This window comes from Archangium sp. (genome assembly GCF_057119385.1).
Genome location: NZ_DBNGVP010000014.1, coordinates 51,882 through 73,625 on the forward strand (window position 1 = coordinate 51,882; position 21,744 = coordinate 73,625).

Below are 21,744 nucleotides of genomic sequence, written 5' to 3' on the forward strand. Positions count from 1 at the left end.
AGGCAGGGAAGCGAGCCCCCGGATGGGGAAAACCCCCTACGCCGGACCCCTCCCCAGAGGGAAGAGGGGGGAGCGGAGGGGAAGGACAGGGGGCCCCGTGGGCCGGACGCCCTCCGGCCGGGCCCTGCACTTGACAGTTGGCTTTTCTTCCTGCTGCGGGTCGTGCGTAGTAGGTTGCCGCGCACTCACTGTCGGTGTTGGAAATGACGCCGCACCTTTGAAAGTTTCCGCCCCCGTATGTTCGACTGGCTCCACACTCTCTTTTCGCGTGACCTCGCCATCGACCTGGGCACGGCCAACACGCTCATCTACATCCGCGGACAGGGCATCGTCTCCAACGAGCCCTCCGTGGTGGCCGTCCAACAGGACGCGCGCGGCGGCAAGAAGGTGCTCGCCGTGGGCAAGGAGGCCAAGGAGATGCTCGGCCGCACGCCGGGCAACATCGTGGCCATCCGCCCGATGAAGGACGGCGTCATCGCCGACTTCGAGATCACCGCGGCGATGCTCCGCTACTTCATCCAGACGGCGCACAACCGCAAGTCGCTCGTCAGCCCGCGCATCGTCATCGGCATCCCCTCGGGCATCACCGAGGTGGAGCGCCGCGCCGTGCGCGAGGCCGCCGCCAACGCCGGTGCCCGCGAGGTCTACCTCATCGAGCAGCCCATGGCCGCGGCCATCGGCGCCGGGCTGCCCGTCACCGAGCCCAGCGGCAACATGATTGTCGACATCGGCGGTGGCACGTCCGACGTCGCGGTCATCAGCCTCGCCGGCATCGTGTTCGCCAAGAGCGTGCGCATCGGCGGCGACAAGCTGGACGAGGCGATCATCCAGTACGTCAAGCGCAAGTACAACCTGCTCATCGGCGAGCGCACGGCCGAGCTCATCAAGATGGGCATTGGAACGGCGTACCCCACCGAGGAGGTCATGACCATGGAGATCAAGGGCCGAGACCTGGTGGCGGGCGTGCCGCGCACGCTGACGGTGAGCAGCGACGAGGTGCGCGACGCGCTGAGCGAGCCGGTGAACGGCATCGTCGAGGCGGTGAAGCTGACGCTGGAGCGCACGCCGCCGGAGCTGGCCGGAGACATCGCCGACCGCGGCATCGTGCTGGCCGGTGGTGGCGCGCTCTTGAAGAACCTGGACACGCTGCTGCGCGAGGAGACGGGTCTGCCGGTGTTCCTCGCGGAGGATCCGCTGTCCGCGGTGGTGATGGGCGCGGGCAAGGCGCTGGAGTCGCTCGACATCCTCCGCCAGGTCTGCCAGCCGGGCTGAGCCGTCGCGCTCGCCCACTGTGCGTCCAGTCTCCCCCAATTTCCCCTCTCCCTCCGGGAGAGGGACGGGGTGAGGGTATCGGAGGTCCCGGGTTGGCTCGCTTGGACGCTGGTCAACACCAAGAGCACGGGCGGCGCCGTGTTTCCGACACTCCGGAAGACGGACTGACCAGTGCCGCGAGGAAGTCCGCTTCGCGTGAATGCTTTTGCGTGACGCTGGAATGAACGTAGGGCCCCCATTCGACAGGGAAGCCCATGCGTCCTGCGAGCCTTTGTCCTGAAGCCGCCAGAGTGGTGACGGGCCTCCTGGCCGTGCTCCTGCTCATGCCGTGGGGGGCACGCGCCCAGGTGTCCCCGGAGGTGCGGACCTACCTCACCTCTGTCCGAAGCCTCTACGAGAGCCTCGAGTACGAGCGGGCGTTGGAGCAGCTCTCCAGTGCCAGACGCCTGACCCGCAGCGCGGAAGAGGATGTGGCGCTCTCGCTCTACGAGGGCCTCATCCTCGCCGACATGGGGCAGAACGACGCGGCCAGCGCCGCCTTCAAGGCGGCCCTCTTCCTGAACCCGGAGGCAAAGCTGCCGGTGCGGGTGTCGCCCAAGGTGGCGCGGCGGTTCAAGAGCCTGCGCGCGCAGGTGAAGCAGACGCTGGCCTCCGGCCTCACGGAGCACGCGCCCGTGAGCCCGCGGCCCGACACGCAGCCACCGCCCACCGCGGAGAGTCCGCGGCAGGAAACCCCCGCCCCGCACGCCCCCACGGTGAACACCACCGGACAGCAGGGCCTGCGCTCCCGCGCGCTCATCCCCGCGGTCGCGGGCAGTGTGCTGCTCGCGGTGGGCGGCGTGTCCCATGGGCTCGCCCGGAACGAGCAGGCGCGGCTGCGCAACGGGGACCCGAGCCTCACCTCCTACGAGGAAGCGCGGCGGAGCATGTCGCGGGGAAAGACGTTCCAGAACGTGGGCGCCGGGCTCATCGGCGCGGGCGTGGTGGGATTGGGGCTCGCGGCGGGATTCTACGTGCTCGGAGCGCCCGAGGCGCCCATGGCGCTGAGCGTGGGCACGGACGGGACGTCGGCCTTCGTGTCCGGGAGGTGGCCATGAGGACCTGGAGGGTGGGATTCGCGGCGTTCGCGGCCGTGCTGCTCGGTGGCGCCGGCTGCATCGACTTCGAGCAGGAGGGCACCCTCTTCTGCCAGCACCATCCGGAGCGCTGCCCCGGGGGCGCGGGCACCGGGCAGAACCCGCCCACGGGCGGCGATGGCCCCACAGGCGAGGGGGAGGCGGGAGCGCCGGAGCTCATCGAGTTCTACCAGTCCGCCCCATCCGCCCTGAGCGAGGGCTCCATCACCCTGCGCATCACCGTGAGGGACGCGGGCAACGGCCCGCTCGAGTTCTCCTGGACCCCCCACGCCGGAAGGGTGGAAACGCCGGTCCACACCGCGAACACGAGCGAAATCGTCTGGAGGGCGCCCACCTGCATGCCGCACGGAAGGGTGTCCGAGGTGACGGCGTCCGTCACCAATGCCCTGCGCCGTTCCGCGTCGAAGAGGTTCGTCGTCACCACCACGCCGTGCGTGACCCTGTCCGCGGGAAACGCCTACTCGATGAGCCTGCGCTCGGACGGCACGCCCTGGGCCTGGGGAAACAACGAGTTCGGACAGTTGGGGACTGGAACGAATACACACAGCGCTACGCCCCTCCAGGTGAGCGGATTGAGCGAGCTCATGGTCATCTCGGCCGGAAACAACGCACAACATGCCATCGCGTTGGGCACCGACGGCTCCGTGTGGAGTTGGGGTGCCAACTGGTACGGACAGTTGGGGGATGGAACGACCGCTCACCGTGCCGCGCCCGTGCAGGTGAGCGGCCCGAGCACGGTGGTGGCCGTCTCGGCGGGCGGCAATTTCTCGCTGGCGATGCGCCGTGACGGCCTCGTGTGGGCCTGGGGATACAACGCCGAAGGGGAGTTGGGGGATGGGACGGCCACCCATCGCTCCACGCCCATGCCGGTGAGCGACGTGAGCGATGCGGTGATGGCCTCGGCCGGAGATCAGCACGCGCTGGCGATGAGCAGCGATGGCACCGTCTGGGCCTGGGGGCACAACACCTCGGGGCAGGTCGGGGATGGAACGCTCACCCACCGCACCACCCCCTCGAAGGTGAGCGGCTTGAGCGGGGTGGTGGCGGTCTCGGCCGGTGGCCAGCACTCGCTGGCGCTGCGCGGCGACGGCACCGTGTGGGCCTGGGGGTACAACGAAAGCGGAGCGTTGGGCGATGGGAGCACCCTCCAACGCTCCACGCCCGTCCAGGTGAGCGGGTTGAGCGGCGTGGTGGCCATCTCGGCGGGCTATCTCCACTCGCTGGCCCTGCGCCATGACGGCACGGTGTGGGCCTGGGGCAGCAATACGCTCAATCAGTTGGGGGATGGCACCGCCGAGCCCCAACGCTCCACGCCTGTCCGGGTGAGTGGGTTGAGCGACGTGGTGGCCATCTCGGCCGGAAGGAACCACTCGCTGGCGATGCACGCGGACGGCACCCTGTGGGCCTGGGGAAGGAATGCGACCGGACAATTGGGGGATGGGACCACCACCCAACGCGCCACGCCCGTCCCGGTGAGCCCTTGAAGCGGCGTGGGTACAGCTCGTCAGCGCCAGACGCCTGACACATGGCATCCGTGATATTCCACCTACATCCATGAACATATCGGACCCCCTCCACCCGGGGACTCCATACGTCCTGAGAGGAGAGCCCATGCGTTCCGCGAGCCCCTGGTCCGCCCGAGTGGTGGTGGGCCTCCTGGCCATCACCCTGCGCCATCCGCGGGTGGCACGCGGCCAGGTCTCCGCGGAGGTGCAGACCTACCTCTCCTCCATCAACCGCCTCTACGAGAGCCTTGAGTACGAGCGAGCGCTGGAGCAGGTCGCCAGCGCCAAACGCCTGACCCGTGGCATCGAGGACGACGTGGCCCTCACCCTCTATGAGGGGGTCGTCCTCGCCGACATGGGCAAGACCAGCAAGGCCAGCGCCGCGTTCACGGCGGCTCTCTACTTGAAGCCCGAGGCGAAGCTGCCCGTGCAGGTGTCCCCCAAGGTAGAGCAGCTGTTCGAGAAGCTACGTCGGCAGGTGAAACAGAAGCCGGCACCGCCCCCCGCAAAGCAGGAACCCGAGCCGCAACGGCCTGCTCCGCGCAAGCCAGTCGTGCCACGCCCACCGGAGATCGTGGAGGCCCACAAGCCGAAGCCCTCCGACATGAGGCAAGGAGCGCTCCCCCTCCGCATCACTGCACGGGATGCACAGGACAGCGAGCTTCGCTTTTCCTGGGAAGCCAACACCGGCACATTGGAGACACCTGCGAGTACCGCGACCACGAGCGAGGTCATGTGGAAGGCTCAAGGTTGTGTTCCCAAAGAGTTCACACCGACCGTGAAGGCGACGGTGACCAACGCCCAGGGTCTCTCCGTCTCGATGAACTTCACCGTTTTCGCCCTCCCGTGCATCGAACAAACAACAGGTGACCGACTCCAAGCGGCGGGAGACCGGCACTCCCTGTACGTGTGGCCGGACGGTTCGGTGTTTGCCTGGGGGAGCAACAGCCACGGGCAATTGGGGGATGGAACGACCACCGACCACTCCAGACCTGGAGCGGTAAGCATCTTGCGTGGTGTGACTACGGTTGCAGCAGGTGACAACCACTCGCTGGCAGTGAGAAATGACGGCACGGCGTGGGCCTGGGGAAACAACTGGACCGGACAACTGGGCGATGGGACCAACGCCAACCGTTCAACTCCTGTGCAAGTGACTGGGTTGAGCAAAGTGATCTCTGTCTCAGCAGGCGCCAACCACTCGTTGGCGGTGCGCGATGACGGTACGGTCTGGGCCTGGGGGAGCAACAAGTCCGGGCAATTGGGAGATGGGACCAACACCAACCAATCCACGCCCGTGCAGGTGACGGGGTTGAGTGGCGTGATCGCTGTCTCGGCTGGCTCACACCATTCGCTGGCGGTGCGCAATGACGGCACGGTGTGGGCCTGGGGAAATAACGAGTCCGCACAACTGGGGGATGGAACCAACACCAACCGCTCCACTCCCGTGCAGGTGACGGGGTTGAGTGGCATCGCCACTGTCTCAGCCGGACAGGTCCACTCATTGGCGGTGCGCAATGACGGCGCGGTGTGGGCCTGGGGGAGAAATGGGTCAGGTCAATTGGGGGACGGGACGACCACCTCCCGCCCCACGCCTGTGCAAGTGAAGGGGTTGAGCGGCGTGGCCGCTATCTCCGCCGGCCAGTTTCACTCATTGGCGATACGAAAGGACGGAACAGTCTGGGCTTGGGGAAGCAACAAGTCCGGGCAACTGGGCGATGGAACGACCACCCAGCGCTCCTCGCCCGTGCGCGTGAGCGGAATGAGTGACGTAGCCGTCGTATCGGCCGGCATGTACCACTCCCTGGCGTTACATCGGGACGGCACGGTGTGGGCCTGGGGGAGCAACAGGTCCGGGCAGCGAGGAGACGGGACAACCATCGACCTCTTCACGCCTGTGGCGGTAGTGCGCTGAGCGGTGGCGCGGGCTCACGCCCTCAACGCATCCAGGATCGACAGCCGTGAGGCCCGCAGGGCGGGCAGCAGTCCGCCCAGGGTCCCCATCAACGTCCCGAAGACGAGCGCCGCCACCACGATGCCCGGTGTCGGCGTGAAGCCGAAGCGCACCTCCGCGAACGTCTGGAAGTTGAGCGTCCTTATCTCCATCCACCGCGTGGCCAGTGCCCCCAGCGCCCCCAGCACCCCTCCCGCCGCGCCCAGCACCGCGGATTCGATGAGGATGCTCGCCAGCACGCTCCGGCGCCGGTAGCCCACCGCTCGCAGCAGCCCCAGCTCGCCGATGCGCGCCGCCACCTGCGCGTACATGGTGATCATCGCCCCCAGCACCGCGCCCACGCTGAAGATGAAGGACACGAACAGCCCCAGCACCCGGATGAACGTGGCCAGCCACGTCGCCTGCTCCGCCCAGTACTCGGGCTCCGATTTCGCCTCGAGCGTGAAGCGCGGATCATCCTTCACGTTCTTGATGAACGCATCGCGCGCCTGCTCCGAGCTCGTGCGCACCACCACCGCGCTCAGCCCCGGCCGGTCGAACGCCGGCCCCAGCCGGTTCACGTCCACCCACAGCTCGGACTCGTAGGCCCCGCCCTCGGCGGTGAACACCCCCACCACCGGCCAGCGCTCCTCGGCGAACACCAGCTCCCCTCCCAGGTGCGCTCCCGGCGAGCGGCCCACCAGCGCCTCGCCCAGGGCGATCTCGTTGGTGCCCATCCGCGGCGCCCGGCCCGCGACGAGCCGCACCGTGGGCCGGATGGCGAAGCTCTCCGGGCCGATGCCCCGCGCGTTGATGTTCGACTCCTGGCCATCCCCTCGCGGCAGCAGCACCGGCACCACCAGCTCGCCGGCCACCAGCGGCTCCCCCTCCGCCGAGGAGGCCACCTGTGGGGCGCTGCCCAGGGCGCGCAGCGCGTCCCGCTCCACGTTGCTCATCAGCTCGCTGGTGGCGCCCTCGGCCAGGAGGATGACGTTGCGCGGGTCTCCCCCCGAGGCCAGTGCGGATTCGATGCCGTTGGCCAGCATCAACACCGCGGAGAAGACGAAGACGACGAGCCCCAGGCCCAGCACGGTGAGCCCCGTGGACACCCGCCGCGCCCAGAGGCTGCGCGTGTTGTAGTAGAGGGGAATCATCGCTCAGGCCACCTTCCTCAGCCCCTCGGCCACGGGAATGCGCACCGCGCGCAACGCCGGGATGATTCCGGCCAGCAGCGACACCCCCACCGCCGCCAGCGCCCCGAGCACCAGCGTGCTCTCCCGCATGAAGTCCGCCGGAAGCCCGCCCATCTGCGAGCCCACCACCGCGACGAAACCCCGCACGAGCGGCGGCGCGATGAGCACCCCCAATCCCCCCGACGCCAGGCCGATCGCCAGCGACTCGAAGAGCACGAGCATCATCACCCGCCCTCTCTTGAACCCCATGGCCCGTAGCGTGGACAGGTCCCTCGTGCGCTCGCGCACGCTCATGGCCAGCGTGTTGCCGATGACGAGCAGGATGATGAGCAGGATGACGGTGGCCACCACCTGCACCGCGGTGATGATGGCCGACAGCATGGAGATGAAGCCCAGCGTGGCCGCGCGCTCGCTCTCCGTGCGCGTCGGGTAGGGGCTGTTGGCGAACATCGCATCCACCGCCGAGGACACCGCCGCCGAGCGCGATGGGTCCTCCACCCGGATCATGAAGGCCCCCACCCGGTCCTTGCGCTCGTCCGGCAGCTTCTCGTTGAGGCAGCGGAAGGGAAAGAAGAGTGAGTTCGTATCCAGCGTCCCCGTCCGCACGTCGTAGATGCCGCGCACGTTGAAGGTCCACTCGCCCGGGTAGATGGTGCCCTTCAGTGTCACCCGGCTCCCCGGCTTCCACCCGTAGCGCTTCGCCAGGTCCTTGCCGATCAGTGCGCCACACGGGTCCGCCTCGAAGGCCGCCACCTGCTGCGGAGCCACGACGAGCTCGTCGAAGACGCGCATGAAGGACGGCGGATCCACGAAGGCCGAGCCGAAGAAGTCGCGCTGGGACTCGCCATACCGCCCGCCGAAGAAGCCGTAGAAGGTGATGTCGTCCACCCCCGGCACCGTGGAGATGCGCGGCAGGTACGACAGCGGCAGGTCCGCCGTGATGGAGGCCTTGGCGCGCGTGAAGAGCCGGTCCGCCTGCGCCGACTCCGCGCTCGAATAGAAGAGGTCCACCACCGTGCGCAGGAAGATGAAGGCCATCACCCCCACCGCTCCCGCCAGCACCGTGAGCGCCAGCCTCAACGGGTTGCGCAGCAGATCCTTCCACACGAGCCGCCCGAACGTCATTGCAGCAGCCCCTTCTCCAGGTGCCGCACCAGGTCCGCGCGCTCGGCCGCGTGCGGATCATGCGTCACCATGACGAGCGTCTTGTGCAGCTCGTGGTGCAGCACCTCGAAGAGGTCCAACACCTGCTCGGCCGACTTGCGGTCCAGGTCTCCCGTGGGCTCGTCCGCGATGAGCAGGTCCGGATCCGTGACGATGGCCCGGGCGATCGCCACCCGCTGCTGCTCGCCTCCGGACAGCTGCGGCGGCCGGTGCCCCATGCGGTGCCCCAGGCCCACCACCTCCAGCGCGGCCGCCACGTGCTCCCGGCGCTCGGCGCGCGAGAGCGGGGTGAGCAGCAGGGGCAGCTCCACGTTCTCCGCCGCCGTGAGCACCGGCAGCAGGTTGTACAGCTGGAAGACGAAGCCCACGTGGCCCGCGCGCCAGTCCGACAGCTCCTTGTCGTTCATCCGCGCCAGGTCCTGCCCTCCCACCTCCACCACCCCCGTGGTGGGCCGGTCCAACCCCGAGATGAGGTTGAGCAGCGTGGACTTGCCCGAGCCCGAGGGGCCCATGAAGGCCTCGAAGGTCCCCGCCTCGATGTCCAGGTCCACGTTCTCCAGCACGGGCACGACGATGTCGCCCCGCCGGTAGGCCTTGGACACCCCCCGCAGCCGGATGAGGGGAGACTTCGCTTCTTGTCCCGGCGCGGTGCTCATCCGCCCTCCGTCCGCACCTTCACCTTGCGTCCCGGACGCAGCGAGCCACTCGGCGACACCACCACCTGCGTCCCCGGCGCCGGCCCCTGGGCCAGCGCCACCTCGTCCCCCACCTTCTCCGCCACCTTCACCGGCTGGCGCTTCACCTTCCCGTCCTGCACCACCCACACCACGGACTCCCCACCGTTCTGCACCACCGCCGACGCCGGCACCCGCAGCGCCGTGCCCTGCTTCGCGAGCGCCGCCCGCGACACCTCCTCCTTCAGGAAGGCCACCCGCGCCCCCATGTCCGGCAGCACCCCCGGGGGAATCTCCTCGAACGCCACGTTCACGTCCGCCGTCGCCTTGGAGCGGTCGATGGCCGGCCGCACCGAGCGCACCTTCGCGACGAACGACTGGTCCGGGTACGCATCCAGGAAGACGAGCGCCGGCTGCCCCACCTCGATGCGCGGCAGCTGCTCCTCGCTGACCTCGGCCTCCACCTCGAGCGCCCCCAGGTCCACCAACTCCACGATGCCGCCGATGTTCTCCTGCTGGAGCGCGGCGGGCGCGAGCACCGCTCCCTCGTCCGCCAGCTTGCGCACCACCGTCCCCGCGAAGGGCGCTCGCACCACCGTATGGGACAGCTGCAGCTCCGCGGCCCGCACCGCCTCCCGCGCCGCCTCCAGTTGGGCCATCGCCGCCTGCTCCTCGGCGGATGACGCACTCGCGAGCGCCTGTGCTTCCTCCAGGCTCGCCCGGGTGACGACCTGGGCCTTCGCCAACTGCTCCGCCCGCGCCAGGTCACTGCGGGCCCGTATCGCCGTGGCCCTCGCGGCGGCGAGCCGCTGGCTGGCGGCCTGCAACTCCGCACGGCTCCGGGCCGCCATCACCCGCGCATCCCGGTCATCCAGGCGGGCGAGCACCTGTCCCTTCTCCACCGCGTCGCCCTCGTCCACCGCCACCTCCACCAACCGCCCCGCCACCTGCGGCGCGATGACGGAGCGGCGGCGCGAGGACACATAGCCAGCGGCGGACAGCTCGGTCTGCTGCTCGCCGGGACGGGCCTCGCGCACTTCGGCCACGCGCACGCTGGGGGCCCGGCCCACCACCGCCATCCCCACCACGAGGGCGAGCACCACGGCCAGCCCCACCCATAGCGGCCAGCGGCGCAGGAGCTTCCGCCGTGGGTGGGCCGTGCGGTCGATCTTGAGTGAAGCCAGTCTCTGGGCCTGGGCCTCCGCCATGCGCGTCTCCCCGTGCGTCATGAGCCCTCGGGAGAGAAGGTAGGTGGCGGGCCCGGGCGTGACCCGGTGGGCTGGCCGCCCGCGCCCTCCCCCACCAGGGAGCACGGCGCTTCCTCCAGGAGGCGGTGGGAACCACGGGCCAGGACCGTTGGGAGTGTTCATCTCAAGGGACCACGGACACACGCGGACAGAGGACCAAGATGATCGACCCCGGCGACATCCACGAGGGAATGACGGTGAAGGACAGGTATGGGCGGAAGCTCGGGACGGTGTCGAACGTCGGCGACACCCACTTCGAGCTGGGACAGGGCTCGCCCGCCCGCCGGGACTACATGGTGCACTTCCACCGCGTGGAGCGCGTCCAGGGCCGGGAAGTGTTCCTCGCGTCCGCGCCCACCACCGTGCCCCCCGAGGACTGACACCTCCCGGCGCCTGCCACCTTCTCAGGCCGGCTCCAGCGTCGGGTGCCTCCGGGCCCAGAAGAGCAGCACCGCCGCCGTGGCGGGAGCCAGCACGGCCACGCCCATGACGAGCCAGTCGCCGAGCCCTCGCGCGCGAGGGAGGTTGTAGAGGAGCGCCTCCAGGAAGGTGAGGCAGGCATCTCCGGTGATGAGGGAAGCCAGCAGCAGGGCGAGCCCGGAGCGCCAGCGGCGGATGAGGGAGAAGAGCCCCACCGTCAGCCCCACGTCGAAGAGCACCCAGCCCCACTGCACGAGCGGCGAGGGGAAGCGGTGGGCATTGACCGGCAGCGCGAGCAGCACCGTCCAGGGCACCAGCAGCACCGCGAGCAGCCACACGAGCAGCAGGGGCCGGCGCAGCAGCGTGGCCACGCCGAAGCGCGTGAGGCTCCCCCGGGCGAAGGCCGTCAGCGCGTCATACAGCGGCAGCGGCGAGGCATGCCGCGAGGGCCAGGCCAGGTGGATGCGGTGCCACGCATGCGGGCGCAGCCGGGCCTTGAAGGCGCGCAGGCCCTCGAAGTCATAGAGGGGCATGCCCACCACGCGGGCCGCGCGCAGCCAGCCGTCCACCTCGCCCGCCAGGGGCGCGAGCCCCAGCGTCACGTAGCCGCGCCCCTCCGCCGCCGCCGCGCGCATCACCGCGTCCACCAGCAGCTCCGCGGTGCCGTTGGGCGCCCGCGCGTCCCGCAGCAGGTGCTGCACCAGCCAGCCATTGCGCGCGTACACCGGCACCGCCGACAGGAAGGCCACCACCTCCCCGTCCCGCTCCGCCACGAAGGAGCGCCGCTCCTCGGTCCAGGCGAACGGGGAGAGCTGCACCAGGAAGCCCATGGGCGCCATCCGCCGCGCCCTCAGCCAGCGCTCCATCAGCCCGTCCACCCCCGCCCGCACCGGGTGCGCCACGTCCTTCAGCTCGGAGGGCGTCACCTCACGCACCCGCACGCCCTTGGCCCGCGCCCGGCGCAGCTGCTCGCGCAGGCTCCGGCTCTCGCGCACGCTCAGCTCCCACCGCCTCGGGTCCCACACCGGCTGCTCGCCGATGGTCAGCCCCTTCAACGGGGCCGCGTCCAGCATGCGCTGCTCGGTGGCGAAGAAGCACAGCCGCCGGCCCGCCGCGGCCGCGTGCGCCTCGAAGCGCCGGGCCACCTCGCCCAGGCGCTCGGGCGGAGCGATGGGAGCACCCGCCACCACCCACGCCCCGCCCGTGTCCACGTACGCCACGCACGCGTCGTCCCCGTCGAACCAGTACGAGTACCCCGGCTCCAGCACCTGGAAGGACGTGGCGTTCCACCCATGGCGCTTGAGCAGCTCGAGGACCCGCGCGTGCTCCGTGTCCATGACTGCCCTCATGCCGGAGTAGGGACCCCGGGCCGCGGGCCGCCTCCAATGCCCTGCTCGTGCTGATGCGCCTCCTCCAGCCGGCGGCGGTGCGCGGCCAGCAGATCGCTCCGCGTGAGGATGCCCACCACCTTCCACGGCTCCCCGCGCTTCACCACCGGCAGCCGGCCCACGTCCTCGCGCACCATGTGGTCCGCCGCCTCGCGCAGGGTGCTGTCCTCGAAGACGACCGCCGGCGGCTTGCGGATGAGCTCCCGCACGCGCCGGCCCGCCACCCCCTCGCCCTCCAGCAGCTCGCGCCGGGTGACGACGCCCACCAGCCGCCCCACGCCGTCCACCACCGGGAAGCCCTGGTGCCGGGTGCCCGCGCCCCCCTCGGCCAGCCACGTCCGCGCCTGGGCCACGGTGTCCTCGGCCACGAGCGTCACCACCGGCCGCAGCCCGTGCGCCGCCACCAGCGTGTTGGCGAGCACGTCCGCCTCGTACTCCATGGGCACCCGCGCCCCGCGCCGCGCCAGCTTCTCCGTCATGATGGAGTGGCGCATGAGCAGCGACGAGACGAGGTACGCCGCCGCACAGCCGCCCAGCAGCGGCAACAGGCCCATGGGCTGGCGCGTCGTCTCGAAGGCGAACACCACCGAGGTCAGCAGTGCACGCGAGGCCCCGGCGAACATGGCCGCCATGCCCACCAGCGCCGCGATGCGCACGTCCACGCCCAGCCCCGGCCCCCCCCACACCGCCAGCGCCCCCAGCGCCGAGCCCACCCCGCCGCCGATGGTGAAGAGCGGCGCCAGCGTTCCGCCCGAGGTGCCGCTGCCCAGCGCGATGGACCAGGAGGTGAATTTCAACAGGCAGAAGACGAGCGCCGCCGTGCTCACCAGGCGGCCGGAGATGATGTCCTCGATGTTGGAGTACCCCACGCCCAGGGTGCGCGGCTCGAACCAGCCCACCGCGCCCACGGCGAGCGCCCCGAGCGCCGGCCACCACATCCAATGCAGGGGCAGCTTCTCGAAGGCGTCCTCGATGCGGTAGACGACCCGCGTGGCCACCACCGACGCCACGCCGACGAGCGCCCCCATGCCGATGTAGAAGGCCAGCGCGCCCCCGCCCGGCGCCGCCACGTCCGGCATGGCGAAGGCCGGTGCGCCTCCCACGAAGGCCATGCGCACCGCCGTGGCCGTGCTCGTGGCCAGCGCCACCGGGATGACCGAGCGCGGGCGGAACTCGAAGAGCAGCAGCTCGATGGCCAGCAGCACCGCGGACACGGGCGCGCCGAAGGTGGCCGCCATGCCCGCTCCCGCGCCCGCCGCCAGCAGCACCTTGCGCTCGTCCGCCGTCACCTTCAGCACCTGTCCCAGCAGCGAGCCCAGCGCCCCGCCCGTGGCGATGATGGGGCCCTCGGCGCCGAACGGCCCGCCCGTGCCGATGGACACCGCCGCCGACACCGGCTTGAGGAAGGTGATGCGCGGCGGAATCCGGCTGCGGTTGAGCAGCACCTGCTCCATGGCCTCGGGGATGCCGTGGCCCCGGATGGCCTTGGAGCCGTAGCGCGCCATCACCCCCACCACCAGCGCGCCCACCACCGGAATGACGAGCACCCACGGCCCCAGCGTGTTGTCCGCCGGAGACACCTCGTGGAAGGACAGCCGCCCGAAGAAGGCCAGGTTGGTGATGAACGCGATGAGCCTCCCAAGCACCTGCGCCACCAGCCCCGCGGCCACGGCCAGCAGGATGCACAGGGCGCTGATGAACACCAGCCGCCCGTCCACCGGCTGCGCGGACAGCGGCGCGCGCGGCTCGTTCTCCAGCGTGGGCCCCAGGGAGGGCGCCACCGGGAGGGACTCCCTGTCCCCGGTGCCCTCGGACACCGAGATGAGATCAGGCTTCTTCATGTTGTCGTTTCCCCTGGCGCCGCCGAGCGGGCGCCTCGTCCTCGAAGAAGAGCGGCGCGGCTTCCCCATCCAGCCCGAGCCCTCGCACCAGCGCGGAGAGTCCCCCGGCGAGCGCGGCCCGCTGGGCGGGCTCCAACTGGCGCAGCCCGGCGATGAGCTGCACCTGGGCCATGGGCGGCGCCGTGCGCAGCAGCTCCCGGCCCTCGGGCGTGAGCGACACCTCCACCCGCCGCCCGTCCTCCTCCGAGGGCCGGCGCGTCACCAGCCCCCGCTCGATGAGCCGGCTCACCACCACCGACACCGAGCTCTGGTGCGTCAAGGTCCGCTCGGCCAGCGCGTTGATGGAGCAGGGCCCCGCCTCGGCGAGCTGCTGCAGCACGAAGAGCTGCGCGCCACTGATGCCCACCCGCCCCTCGGACGCCCGGGCCGACACGCGCAACAAGCGCACGATGCGCCGGATGGCGTCCATGACCGTCCGCACGTCCTCCGTCTCCACCGGAGGCGTCCCCGGGCGCGCACGCCGATTTGTATGGGAACCCATATATCTTCTCGAATACGCCCCGCCGGGCCCGGCCGCAAGTCCTCCTCGTGCCATGGCCGCTCCTGGGGGAGGCGAGCGAGTCTCCCAGGACACACATCTGCACGCGGAGTGCGTGTGACAGGGCAGGCGCGGGCGCGGTACACCAGGGACTCCCTTTCCTCTCCAGGAGCGAGTGGGTTGACACCTCGAACTACCTTCTCCCGCCCGGGCCTGCTCGGGTTCGCCCTCGGGGCACTGGGCACCCTGTTGGGTTCCTCCCAGGCCCATGCCTTCAACCATGCCGGCAACGCGCGGCTGCTCGCCTCCGACGAGGCCGCCGCCATCAAGAAGCCCGTGCTCGGCCTGCAGCGCTCGGCGGTACCGCTGGCGTTCGGCTTCGCGCTGGACACCTCCGTCCTCGCCGACGCCGCGCTCGCCCCCAACCTGGGCATCCGCTGGGGCCTGGAAGCCGGGCCCCACCGCTTCGTCGTCGGCGCGCGCTACACGAAGTTCCTGGGCAGCCAGATTCTCTCGGACTTCGTCTCCTCGCAGCAGGAGGCGGTGAAGAACCTCGAAATCAACTTCGAGGGCCCCAGCGCCTACGCGCTCTACGGCCTGCAGCTGGGCCCGGTGCTGGTGCAGGGCGAGGTGCGGCACTGGCGCTACCAGACGGCCACCACCACGGCCACGGGCGCGCTGGTGGTCAACTTCGCGGGCAACTGGTCCGTGGTGGGTGAGTTCGGCGTGCGCCTCCAGGAGGGCTTCCCCCTGCGCGGCGCGGCCGGCCTGCGCTACGCGGGAGAGAACTTCGGCTTCTCGCTCGGCGCCGCCTACGTGGACGTGAACGAGCCGCTGGTGCCCGTCAACGAAGGCCGCTTCCCCATCCTCCCCACGTTGGACCTGTCCTGGACCTTCCGATGAAACGCTCCCTGCTCGCCCTGCTCTGCCCGCTGCTGCTCACCGCGTGCTCCGCCGAGCTCGCCGTGGACACGCCGCCCCAGTCGGTCGCCATCCCCATCACCTCGGTGGCCAAGGCCATCCACGTCGAGGTGGCCGTGGACATGCCCGAGGAGACGCAGAACCTCGACGTCAACGTGAAGGAGATCTCCGCCGACCTCACGGTCATCAACCCCTCCAAGACGTTCACGCTGAGGTCCACCGCGCGGCTGTCCCTCACCGGCACCGCCACGCCGGATGCGCCCAAGTTCTACAGCGACAGCACCCTGCCCTCGTACTACGACACGGCCGAGGAGCTGCTGCCCCAGCAGGACTTCGCGCCGGGCTCGAGCACGCCGGTGCACACCGATTCGCCCACGCTGCGCAACGCCATCGGCAAGGTGCGCATCTGGGTCATCGTCAGCAACACGGTGACGGACGCGGGCCTCGGCAATCCGCTGGAGCTGCCGCTGCAGCTGCAGCTGAAGGACATTGTCCTGCACGCCACGGTCTCCAAGCCCTTCGAGGGCCTGGAGGGCATGCTGGGGCCCAGCGGTCTGTAAGGGAAGTGCGAGAGCCGGGCCCGAGACCCGCCCGGACCCGGCTCTCCGCGGTGACGACAGGTGCTTTCCTAGCGCACCGGTCTGACAAGTCCCGGCGGCCCGGGTAGGCTCCGGGGACGGTGCTTCCGCTCACGTTTCCCGTCCTCGCCGCCGCCTCGTCCCTCGTCGTCGCCCAGGCCCCCGCCCCCGGAGCGGCCCAGGCGGACCTCGCCCGTGCCCGCGAGCTCGCCGGTGCCCTGCGCTACGAGGAGGCCGTCGTCGAATACCAGCGCTACCTCGGCCACCCGGACCGGCCCGCCGCCGAGCGCGCCCAGGCCCTGCTGGAGCTCGGCTTCATCCACCTGCTGCTCGAGGACACGGTGAACGCCGAGCAGCGCACCACCGAGGCCCTGGAGCTGGACGCCTGGGTGCGGCCTCCCCCCGACGCCCCGCAGAAGCAGAAGGACTTGCTGGAGCGGGTACGCGCGACGCTCGCGGCCCGGCCGAAGCTGGAGGTGCTGCCGCGCGAGGACGCGGGCCGGCCGCAGTTGGTGCGCGCCAGCCTGAAGGACCCGAGGGCCCGGGCCAACGAGGTGCTGCTGCGCCACGCTCCCGTCCCCGGAGGCCCCTACCGCGCCACGCCCATGGTGTGCCAGCAGGACACGTGCGAGGGCGAGCTGCCCGTGCCCCCCCGCGCGACGTCCTTCACGGCCTGGTACTTCGTCGAGGCGCTCGACAGCCAGGGCAACACGGTGGCGCGGGCGGCCAACCCGCTGGCGCCGCTGCAGCTCTCGGTCATCGAGCAGAAGGCCTGGTACGAGAGCCCGTGGGTCTACGCGGGCGGCGCGGCGCTGGTGGTGGGCGCGGCCACGGTCTTCTTCATCGCGTCCGACCCGAGGAAGTAGGCCGCCGGGGCGCGGGGAGCGCGAGCGAGCGGTACACCTTCGACTCGGAGAAGGTGGGGATGCCGGTGGGGCGCTGGCTCCACCAGTTCATCACCAGCGTCACGCGCAGGCGCGAGGTGCCCGGCAGCTTCCCGTTGGGAATCTGGTTGTGGGCATCCAGCACGCCGTGGGTGAGATCTCCCCGGAAGTAGACGAAGCGGTTGGGCCGGGGCGCCGCCAGGTCGAAGGCATCCGTGTCGGGAGCGAGGGACGGGTTGTCCTCACAGGGCAGGGCCTTGGTCACCGCGAGCGCACCGCCGCGGACGCTGTTCATGAAGAGCAGGGAGGTGAAGCGCGGGTGGACGAGCGGGCCGCCGCGCAGGGCGAGCTTCTCGTCCCGGTCCTGGTGGAAGTCCACCTGCACGTCGGTGGTGCGCATGCGGGAGAACCACCACTCGACGCCCGCGAGGCCCCGGCGCAGGGGCACGCGCGGACGCAGGGAGAGGATGACCTGCTCGACGATGTTGGTGGGCTCGCCGAGGTCGAACCAGAAGGTGGTCTGGTACGTCTGACGGAGACGCTCGGTGCCGAGGGCGCGGATCTTGCGCCACAGGCGGGAGAAGTCCGCGTCGGGCAGGGCGTGGTCCTGGATGTGGACGAGGGGAGCACGGGGCGGCATGGCGCGACTCTATGCCAGCCCGGGCCGCCCTCGCCGTCTCAGCGCACTTCGAGCGCCTTCAGGTTCCGTTGCAGTCCGGAGATCATCAGGAGCAGCGCATCATTGTTGCGGTCGATCCGATCATGCATCTGCCGGATTCCGAGCTGCAGTTCCGTCCGGGCGGACTCGACTTCCGAGCCCAGGTCCTTCCGAGCCTGCTGGACCTCCTCACGGTACTGCTGGACCTCCTGACGAAGCTGTTTGGCCTCGTCACGCGTGCCCGTGAACTCGAGCCCCAGACGTTGCAGCCAGTCATACTGCTTGTCCATCCGGCCTTCCATCTGGTCCATCCGGCCTTCCATCTGGCCCATCCGGCCTTCCATCTGGCCCATGCGGCCTTCCATCTGGCCCATCCGGCCTTCCAACTGGTCCATCCGGCCTTCCAGCTTGTCCATCCGGCCTTCCAGCTTGTCCACCCGAGCTTCCAACCGGTCCATCCGGTCTCGCAGCTCCTTCACCTCAGCGCGCAGTTCCTTCACTTCCGCGCGCAGCTCATTCACCTCCGTGCGCAGTTGCTTCACCTCCCCGCGCAGCTCATTCACCTCCGCGCGCAGCTCCGTCACCTGCCCACTCAGGACCTTCACCTGCTCGCTCAGGCCCTGGACGGCCTGCAGCACCTGACCCAACACGTCACCACCCACCGACTCGGCCATTGAGACGACCTCCTCGCCCTCCGGGCGTTCCGTGAGCCCGAACCCTCTCGTGCCCACGACTCGAAAGGTAACATCTCCCCCTGACAGTGCCCAGTCTTTTTCTAACCTCTCAAGTAGGGCCACCTGCCCTACCTTTCGGGAGATTCGTGGGTCCCCGTGCTCGCGTCAGTACGCCCAGACGCCAATCACGAAGCCGTGCGTCACCCGGTGGTTGAGCCACAGCGTGAGGAGGGCCACGGTCCAGCGCAGCAGGGCCGGCCGGGAGGCCACCCAATCACCCAGCCAGAACAACATGGGGAAGAGCACCGCGCCGAAGCGGAACGCGTTGTGGAAGTCGCCCTGCGGCAGCATCACCGCCACCGACAGCACCCCGTAGAGGAACAGCGGCCGGCTCCGGCGGAACAACGCCACCGAGGCCACCAGCACCAGCGCGCAGAGGATGCCTCGCAGGAGCGGCCACCCGCGCGCCACCTGCCAGGGATTGCCGTACCAGAGCGTGCGCAGTGCTTCCCACGCGGAGCCGGCATGGCTCCAACTCTCCTGGGCATGCAGGTGCGCGAGGGGGTCTCCCGAGGAGAGCCACTCGAACACCATCAACCCGCCGTACGCCGCGAGCGACAGGGCGCCGAGGCCCGCGAACCGGACGAGCTTCCGTCCCGGCTCCGCCCGCTCCGCCAGCAGCAGGGCCGCCACCACCGCCACGAACACGCCCTGGTTGCGCGTCAGCACGCACAGCCCCGCGAACAGCGCCGTCCACCCGAACCGGCCCGTCCAGGCCGAGGCGAGCGCACCGAAGGACAGCAGCAGGAACAGCGCCTCCGTGTGGTGCGAGTGCAGGGCGAAGCTGGCCGGGCTGAAGAGGAAGAAGAACCACCCCCACACGGTGCGGGGCGCGAGCGGGGACGCCGTCTCCCGCGACGCATCCCACCGCCCCACCCAGACGACGAAGGCCAGCAGCAGGGCCGTGGACAGCACACACCCCAGAACCTGCGGCGGCACCGCGCCCCCGAGCAGCGCGTACACGGGCCGCACCACCGCCAGGGGATAGAGCGGCAGGAACGCCCACAGCGGCGAGACATAGCCCTGCGTGACGAGGGTGTCGTAGTGGGCCGAGTCCCAGCGCTCGAGCCCCTGGAGCAACGGAAAGCCCCGGTGGAACGCGGTCCACGCCCACAGGACGAAGTGGTGCACCAGCATGAGCGCGGAGAGCCCCAGCGCGACCCGGAGCCCCGGACGCGGGCTCACGACGGACTGCTCGCGGCCTCGGGCTCGGCGTCCCCGGGCAGGGGCTGACGGGCCGCGTCCTCCAGGTGGTCCACCCGCCGCAGCTCGGGGAAGGCCCAGGCCCACAGCGCCACCACCACCAGCGTCCCCACCGCACCCGCAACCACCGCGGGCACCGCGCCCACGTGCTCGGCGAAGGCTCCCGCGCGGAACTCGCCCAGCTCGTTGGAGGCGCCCACGCACATCATGTTCACCGCGCCCACGCGGCCCCGCATCTCATCCGGCGTGGCCATCAGCTCCAGCGTGCTGCGCACCACCACGCTCACCATGTCCGCGGCCCCCGCCACCGCCAGCGCCAGCACGGACAGCGGCAACGAGCGGCTCACCCCGAAGACGAGCGTGGCCGCGCCGAAGACAGCCACCGAGACGAACATCTTCCACCCGGCCCGGCCTCCCAGCGGACGCACGGCGAGCACCACCGCCACGAGCGCCGCGCCCACCGCCGACGCACTGCGCAGCAGCCCCAGGCCCCACGGCCCGGTGTGCAGCACGTCTTTCGCGTACATGGGCAGCAGCGCCACCGCTCCGCCCAGCAGCACCGCGAACAGGTCCAGGGTGATGCTGCCCAACAACAGCCGCTGCCGGCGCACGAAGCGGAACCCCGCCAGGAGCGTGGACACGGAGAACGCCTCGGTGGAGGCGCGGCCCGTCCTCACCTTCAGGGAGAGGATCCACACCACGGTGAGCGCGCACAGGGCGGCCGAGCCGATATAGGAGCCCGTGGCGCCCGCCCACGCGTAGAGGACACCGCCCACGGCGGGGCCGGCGATGGTGGCCACCTGCCACGTGGTGGAGTTGACGGCGATGGCGCGCGAGAGGTCCTCGGTGGGCACCAGGTGGGCGGTGATGGCCGAGCCCGCGGGCGAGTAGAAGGCGCGCGCGGTGCCGAAGAGCACCAGCACCCCGTAGACGAAGCGCACGTCCTGGATGTGGCCCAGCGAGAAGGTGAGCAGCAACAGGCTGCACAGCAGCATGACGCCCTGGCACACCGCGAGGATGAGGCGCCGGTCCACGCGGTCCGCCACCTGTCCGCCGATGAGGCTGAAGGCGAGGAAGGGCAGGAACTGCGCCAGCCCCGTGTAGCCCAGGGCCAGGGCGCTGCCCGTCAGCTCGTACACCTGCCAGCCGATGGCCACCGATTCGATCTGCACGGCGAGCACCGCGCACAGGCGTGCCAGCTGGTAGAGGCGGAAGTCGCGGTGGCGGAAGACGGACGGAGCGGCGGCTGGAGAAGACATGCTGGAGGGCGGCTCTAACGCACCCCCCGCGCTCCCGCCAGCAACACCGTGAGCAGGCGGACTGGGGAGCGGAAGGTCCGCTCATGGAGCGGGCGGGCGCCGTTCCAGGTGGATGGCGGCCACGGTGGCTCCCTCGTCGCTCCGCAGCATCAGCAGCCCGGGCTCCTCCAGCCAGAGCGTCTCGTCCCGGGCCAGCGGCTCTCCGGGGAGCGTCGCCCGGCCCTCCAGGACGTGGAGCAACACGGTCCCGGTGCCCGAGAGCGTCCGGGTTTGCCCCGGGGCCAGCCGCACCACCTCGAGCGAACCGTGCGCCAGGGCCCGGTCCACCATGAGGTTGAAGTCCCGCACCGGCCCGCCGAGCAACCGGCACTGGATTGCCGCCTCGCCCGGAAACTCGAACGGCCGCAGGCGCTGGTCGAGCACCACCTCGCGCGTCCCATCGACGGTCAGCGACACTCCCGCGCCCTCGAGGATCATCAGGGTCCGATCCACGCCCGGGAACACGGAGAAGGGCCCGGAGGCCCCCACGGTGGCGATCGACACGCGCGCCAGGAAGCGGGCCGGGTCGGAGGGATGTGGCAGCTTCCACAGCTCGCGCGTCACCCCACCCCCGTTCTTCCAGGGCATGTCGCGGTAGTCGTCGGGTCCGAGTCGTCTCATCCCCATTCTCCCTGGGCCAGTCCCGGCATGGGCCGACAGGCTGGAGGGTTGCAGGCGCACTCCTCCTGAGCCCACCTCTTGGTCAGGGTGCGCGGCAAGCGCAGTCGCTTCGTCTCCTCCACCATGTTGGCCCTCTTTTCCCTCATCCAGCGTGCTCGGTAACAAGAAGCCGCCCCGGCGCCCGTCATTCATTCCGGAACCACTCCGCCGGAATACCCAACGCCGCGAGAATCCGCTCTGGTGCACGCTCTCCCTTGATTTCGCCAACAACCCGAAGCCGCGGAAACTCATCAGGCGGCTGGGCGAACTCTTCAATGCCCTCACCCCCTCGCCTCACGGTCACAAAAAACTCGTCCAGGTCCGGCGAGGCCATCACCGCGTACACGGTCGCGTGGGGAATCCGTTCCGACACGGTGATGTCGGCGAACCCTATATTGCCGGTGCTGCTGGAAATGAGGAGCCCTCGCGGCGTGTCCTCAAGCCGGTAGTGTCCGGGAGGAAATGGGTCGTCGGCCTCCTCCAGAACGCGGTGCGCCTCC

Annotated in this window: 21 protein-coding genes; 8 read left to right on the forward strand and 13 right to left on the reverse strand. The window is 70.3% G+C overall.

Going from position 1 to position 21,744, the window contains the following annotated elements:
- Positions 1-237 precede the first annotated feature (237 nt).
- The 4 genes from AC16DP_RS03620 to AC16DP_RS03635 all read left to right on the forward strand — a co-directional run bounded on the left by AC16DP_RS03620 (position 238) and on the right by AC16DP_RS03635 (position 5,825).
- Entirely contained in the window at positions 238-1,272 is a 1,035-nt protein-coding gene (locus tag AC16DP_RS03620; protein ID WP_043412497.1) for a rod shape-determining protein, read from the forward strand.
- 290 nt (positions 1,273-1,562) lie between these two features.
- Positions 1,563-2,369 carry a hypothetical protein gene (locus tag AC16DP_RS03625; RefSeq protein WP_329733431.1) on the forward strand — a complete coding sequence of 269 codons (807 nt, stop codon included), beginning with the start codon at positions 1,563-1,565 and terminating at the stop codon, positions 2,367-2,369.
- The gene (locus AC16DP_RS03630) at positions 2,366-3,892 is read left to right on the forward strand and encodes an RCC1 domain-containing protein (RefSeq protein WP_329733432.1); all 1,527 of its coding nucleotides are present in this window, start codon (positions 2,366-2,368) and stop codon (positions 3,890-3,892) included. The genes AC16DP_RS03625 and AC16DP_RS03630 overlap by 4 nt, the downstream gene beginning before the upstream one ends.
- A 127-nt stretch (positions 3,893-4,019) precedes the next feature.
- A complete protein-coding gene (locus AC16DP_RS03635; protein ID WP_329733433.1) occupies positions 4,020-5,825 on the forward strand; it encodes an RCC1 domain-containing protein in 1,806 nt (601 codons plus the stop codon).
- 14 nt (positions 5,826-5,839) lie between these two features.
- Here AC16DP_RS03635 and AC16DP_RS03640 read toward each other — a convergent pair whose 3' ends face one another.
- From AC16DP_RS03640 to AC16DP_RS03655, 4 genes are read right to left on the reverse strand one after another with little or no spacing between them, the layout of a single operon-like run.
- Positions 5,840-6,997: an ABC transporter permease gene (locus tag AC16DP_RS03640; protein WP_329733434.1), complete on the reverse strand. Its 1,158-nt coding sequence runs from the start codon at positions 6,995-6,997 to the stop codon at positions 5,840-5,842.
- 3 nt (positions 6,998-7,000) lie between these two features.
- Positions 7,001-8,161 carry an ABC transporter permease gene (locus tag AC16DP_RS03645; RefSeq protein ID WP_329733435.1) on the reverse strand — a complete coding sequence of 387 codons (1,161 nt, stop codon included), beginning with the start codon at positions 8,159-8,161 and terminating at the stop codon, positions 7,001-7,003.
- Positions 8,158-8,856 carry an ABC transporter ATP-binding protein gene (locus AC16DP_RS03650; protein WP_329733436.1) on the reverse strand — a complete coding sequence of 233 codons (699 nt, stop codon included), beginning with the start codon at positions 8,854-8,856 and terminating at the stop codon, positions 8,158-8,160. The genes AC16DP_RS03645 and AC16DP_RS03650 overlap by 4 nt, the downstream gene beginning before the upstream one ends.
- Entirely contained in the window at positions 8,853-10,103 is a 1,251-nt protein-coding gene (locus AC16DP_RS03655) for an efflux RND transporter periplasmic adaptor subunit (protein ID WP_329733437.1), read from the reverse strand. Before AC16DP_RS03655 ends, AC16DP_RS03650 begins: the two co-directional genes overlap by 4 nt.
- Before the next feature lie 179 nt (positions 10,104-10,282).
- On the opposite strand from AC16DP_RS03655, the gene AC16DP_RS03660 reads away from it, so the two are divergent.
- The gene (locus AC16DP_RS03660; RefSeq protein ID WP_329733438.1) at positions 10,283-10,501 is read left to right on the forward strand and encodes a DUF2171 domain-containing protein; all 219 of its coding nucleotides are present in this window, start codon (positions 10,283-10,285) and stop codon (positions 10,499-10,501) included.
- A gap of 24 nt (positions 10,502-10,525) precedes the next feature.
- Here AC16DP_RS03660 and AC16DP_RS03665 read toward each other — a convergent pair whose 3' ends face one another.
- The 3 genes from AC16DP_RS03665 to AC16DP_RS03675 are packed head-to-tail and all read right to left on the reverse strand — an operon-like array spanning position 10,526 to position 14,251.
- Positions 10,526-11,878 carry a DUF2156 domain-containing protein gene (locus AC16DP_RS03665; protein WP_329733439.1) on the reverse strand — a complete coding sequence of 451 codons (1,353 nt, stop codon included), beginning with the start codon at positions 11,876-11,878 and terminating at the stop codon, positions 10,526-10,528.
- A gap of 8 nt (positions 11,879-11,886) precedes the next feature.
- Entirely contained in the window at positions 11,887-13,770 is a 1,884-nt protein-coding gene (locus AC16DP_RS03670) for a chloride channel protein (protein ID WP_329733440.1), read from the reverse strand.
- Complete coding sequence (locus AC16DP_RS03675) at positions 13,757-14,251, reverse strand: MarR family winged helix-turn-helix transcriptional regulator (protein ID WP_329733441.1); 495 nt, start codon at positions 14,249-14,251, stop codon at positions 13,757-13,759. Before AC16DP_RS03675 ends, AC16DP_RS03670 begins: the two co-directional genes overlap by 14 nt.
- Before the next feature lie 237 nt (positions 14,252-14,488).
- On the opposite strand from AC16DP_RS03675, the gene AC16DP_RS03680 reads away from it, so the two are divergent.
- The 3 genes from AC16DP_RS03680 (at position 14,489) to AC16DP_RS03690 (ending at position 16,673) form a co-directional block, all read left to right on the forward strand.
- On the forward strand, positions 14,489-15,211 hold the full coding sequence (locus AC16DP_RS03680) for a hypothetical protein (protein WP_329733442.1): 723 nt from the start codon (positions 14,489-14,491) through the stop codon (positions 15,209-15,211).
- Positions 15,208-15,789, forward strand: a complete 582-nt coding sequence (locus tag AC16DP_RS03685; RefSeq protein ID WP_329733443.1) for a hypothetical protein — start codon at positions 15,208-15,210, stop codon at positions 15,787-15,789. The genes AC16DP_RS03680 and AC16DP_RS03685 overlap by 4 nt, the downstream gene beginning before the upstream one ends.
- 119 nt (positions 15,790-15,908) lie before the next feature.
- The gene (locus AC16DP_RS03690; protein ID WP_329733444.1) at positions 15,909-16,673 is read left to right on the forward strand and encodes a hypothetical protein; all 765 of its coding nucleotides are present in this window, start codon (positions 15,909-15,911) and stop codon (positions 16,671-16,673) included.
- Here the strand turns inward: AC16DP_RS03690 and AC16DP_RS03695 are convergent.
- The 6 genes from AC16DP_RS03695 to AC16DP_RS03720 all read right to left on the reverse strand — a co-directional run.
- A complete protein-coding gene (locus AC16DP_RS03695) occupies positions 16,648-17,331 on the reverse strand; it encodes a hypothetical protein (protein ID WP_329733445.1) in 684 nt (227 codons plus the stop codon). The two genes, AC16DP_RS03690 and AC16DP_RS03695, sit on opposite strands and share 26 nt — an antisense overlap.
- A gap of 38 nt (positions 17,332-17,369) precedes the next feature.
- Positions 17,370-18,023 carry a hypothetical protein gene (locus AC16DP_RS03700; RefSeq protein WP_329733446.1) on the reverse strand — a complete coding sequence of 218 codons (654 nt, stop codon included), beginning with the start codon at positions 18,021-18,023 and terminating at the stop codon, positions 17,370-17,372.
- Between the two features lie 165 nt (positions 18,024-18,188).
- Positions 18,189-19,268, reverse strand: a complete 1,080-nt coding sequence (locus AC16DP_RS03705; RefSeq protein WP_329733447.1) for a mannosyltransferase family protein — start codon at positions 19,266-19,268, stop codon at positions 18,189-18,191.
- A complete protein-coding gene (locus tag AC16DP_RS03710; protein WP_329733448.1) occupies positions 19,265-20,545 on the reverse strand; it encodes an MFS transporter in 1,281 nt (426 codons plus the stop codon). The genes AC16DP_RS03705 and AC16DP_RS03710 overlap by 4 nt, the downstream gene beginning before the upstream one ends.
- Positions 20,546-20,626: 81 nt before the next feature.
- A complete protein-coding gene (locus AC16DP_RS03715) occupies positions 20,627-21,205 on the reverse strand; it encodes a HutD/Ves family protein (RefSeq protein ID WP_329733449.1) in 579 nt (192 codons plus the stop codon).
- Between the two features lie 184 nt (positions 21,206-21,389).
- Positions 21,390-21,744 (reverse strand): hypothetical protein (locus AC16DP_RS03720; RefSeq protein ID WP_483956628.1); only part of this gene is annotated, 355 nt, incomplete at its 5' end.

Coding starts and splice junctions, on each gene's coding strand:
- AC16DP_RS03620 (WP_043412497.1), top strand. CDS start 238: ATGTTCGACTGGCTCCACACTCTCTTTTCGCGTGACCTCGCCATCGAC.
- AC16DP_RS03645 (WP_329733435.1), bottom strand. CDS start 8,161: ATGACGTTCGGGCGGCTCGTGTGGAAGGATCTGCTGCGCAACCCGTTG.
- AC16DP_RS03630 (WP_329733432.1), top strand. CDS start 2,366: ATGAGGACCTGGAGGGTGGGATTCGCGGCGTTCGCGGCCGTGCTGCTC.
- AC16DP_RS03710 (WP_329733448.1), bottom strand. CDS start 20,545: ATGTCTTCTCCAGCCGCCGCTCCGTCCGTCTTCCGCCACCGCGACTTC.
- AC16DP_RS03660 (WP_329733438.1), top strand. CDS start 10,283: ATGATCGACCCCGGCGACATCCACGAGGGAATGACGGTGAAGGACAGG.
- AC16DP_RS03715 (WP_329733449.1), bottom strand. CDS start 21,205: ATGAGACGACTCGGACCCGACGACTACCGCGACATGCCCTGGAAGAAC.
- AC16DP_RS03665 (WP_329733439.1), bottom strand. CDS start 11,878: ATGGACACGGAGCACGCGCGGGTCCTCGAGCTGCTCAAGCGCCATGGG.
- AC16DP_RS03635 (WP_329733433.1), top strand. CDS start 4,020: ATGCGTTCCGCGAGCCCCTGGTCCGCCCGAGTGGTGGTGGGCCTCCTG.
- AC16DP_RS03685 (WP_329733443.1), top strand. CDS start 15,208: ATGAAACGCTCCCTGCTCGCCCTGCTCTGCCCGCTGCTGCTCACCGCG.
- AC16DP_RS03655 (WP_329733437.1), bottom strand. CDS start 10,103: ATGACGCACGGGGAGACGCGCATGGCGGAGGCCCAGGCCCAGAGACTG.
- AC16DP_RS03670 (WP_329733440.1), bottom strand. CDS start 13,770: ATGAAGAAGCCTGATCTCATCTCGGTGTCCGAGGGCACCGGGGACAGG.
- AC16DP_RS03695 (WP_329733445.1), bottom strand. CDS start 17,331: ATGCCGCCCCGTGCTCCCCTCGTCCACATCCAGGACCACGCCCTGCCC.
- AC16DP_RS03700 (WP_329733446.1), bottom strand. CDS start 18,023: ATGGCCGAGTCGGTGGGTGGTGACGTGTTGGGTCAGGTGCTGCAGGCC.
- AC16DP_RS03640 (WP_329733434.1), bottom strand. CDS start 6,997: ATGATTCCCCTCTACTACAACACGCGCAGCCTCTGGGCGCGGCGGGTG.
- AC16DP_RS03650 (WP_329733436.1), bottom strand. CDS start 8,856: ATGAGCACCGCGCCGGGACAAGAAGCGAAGTCTCCCCTCATCCGGCTG.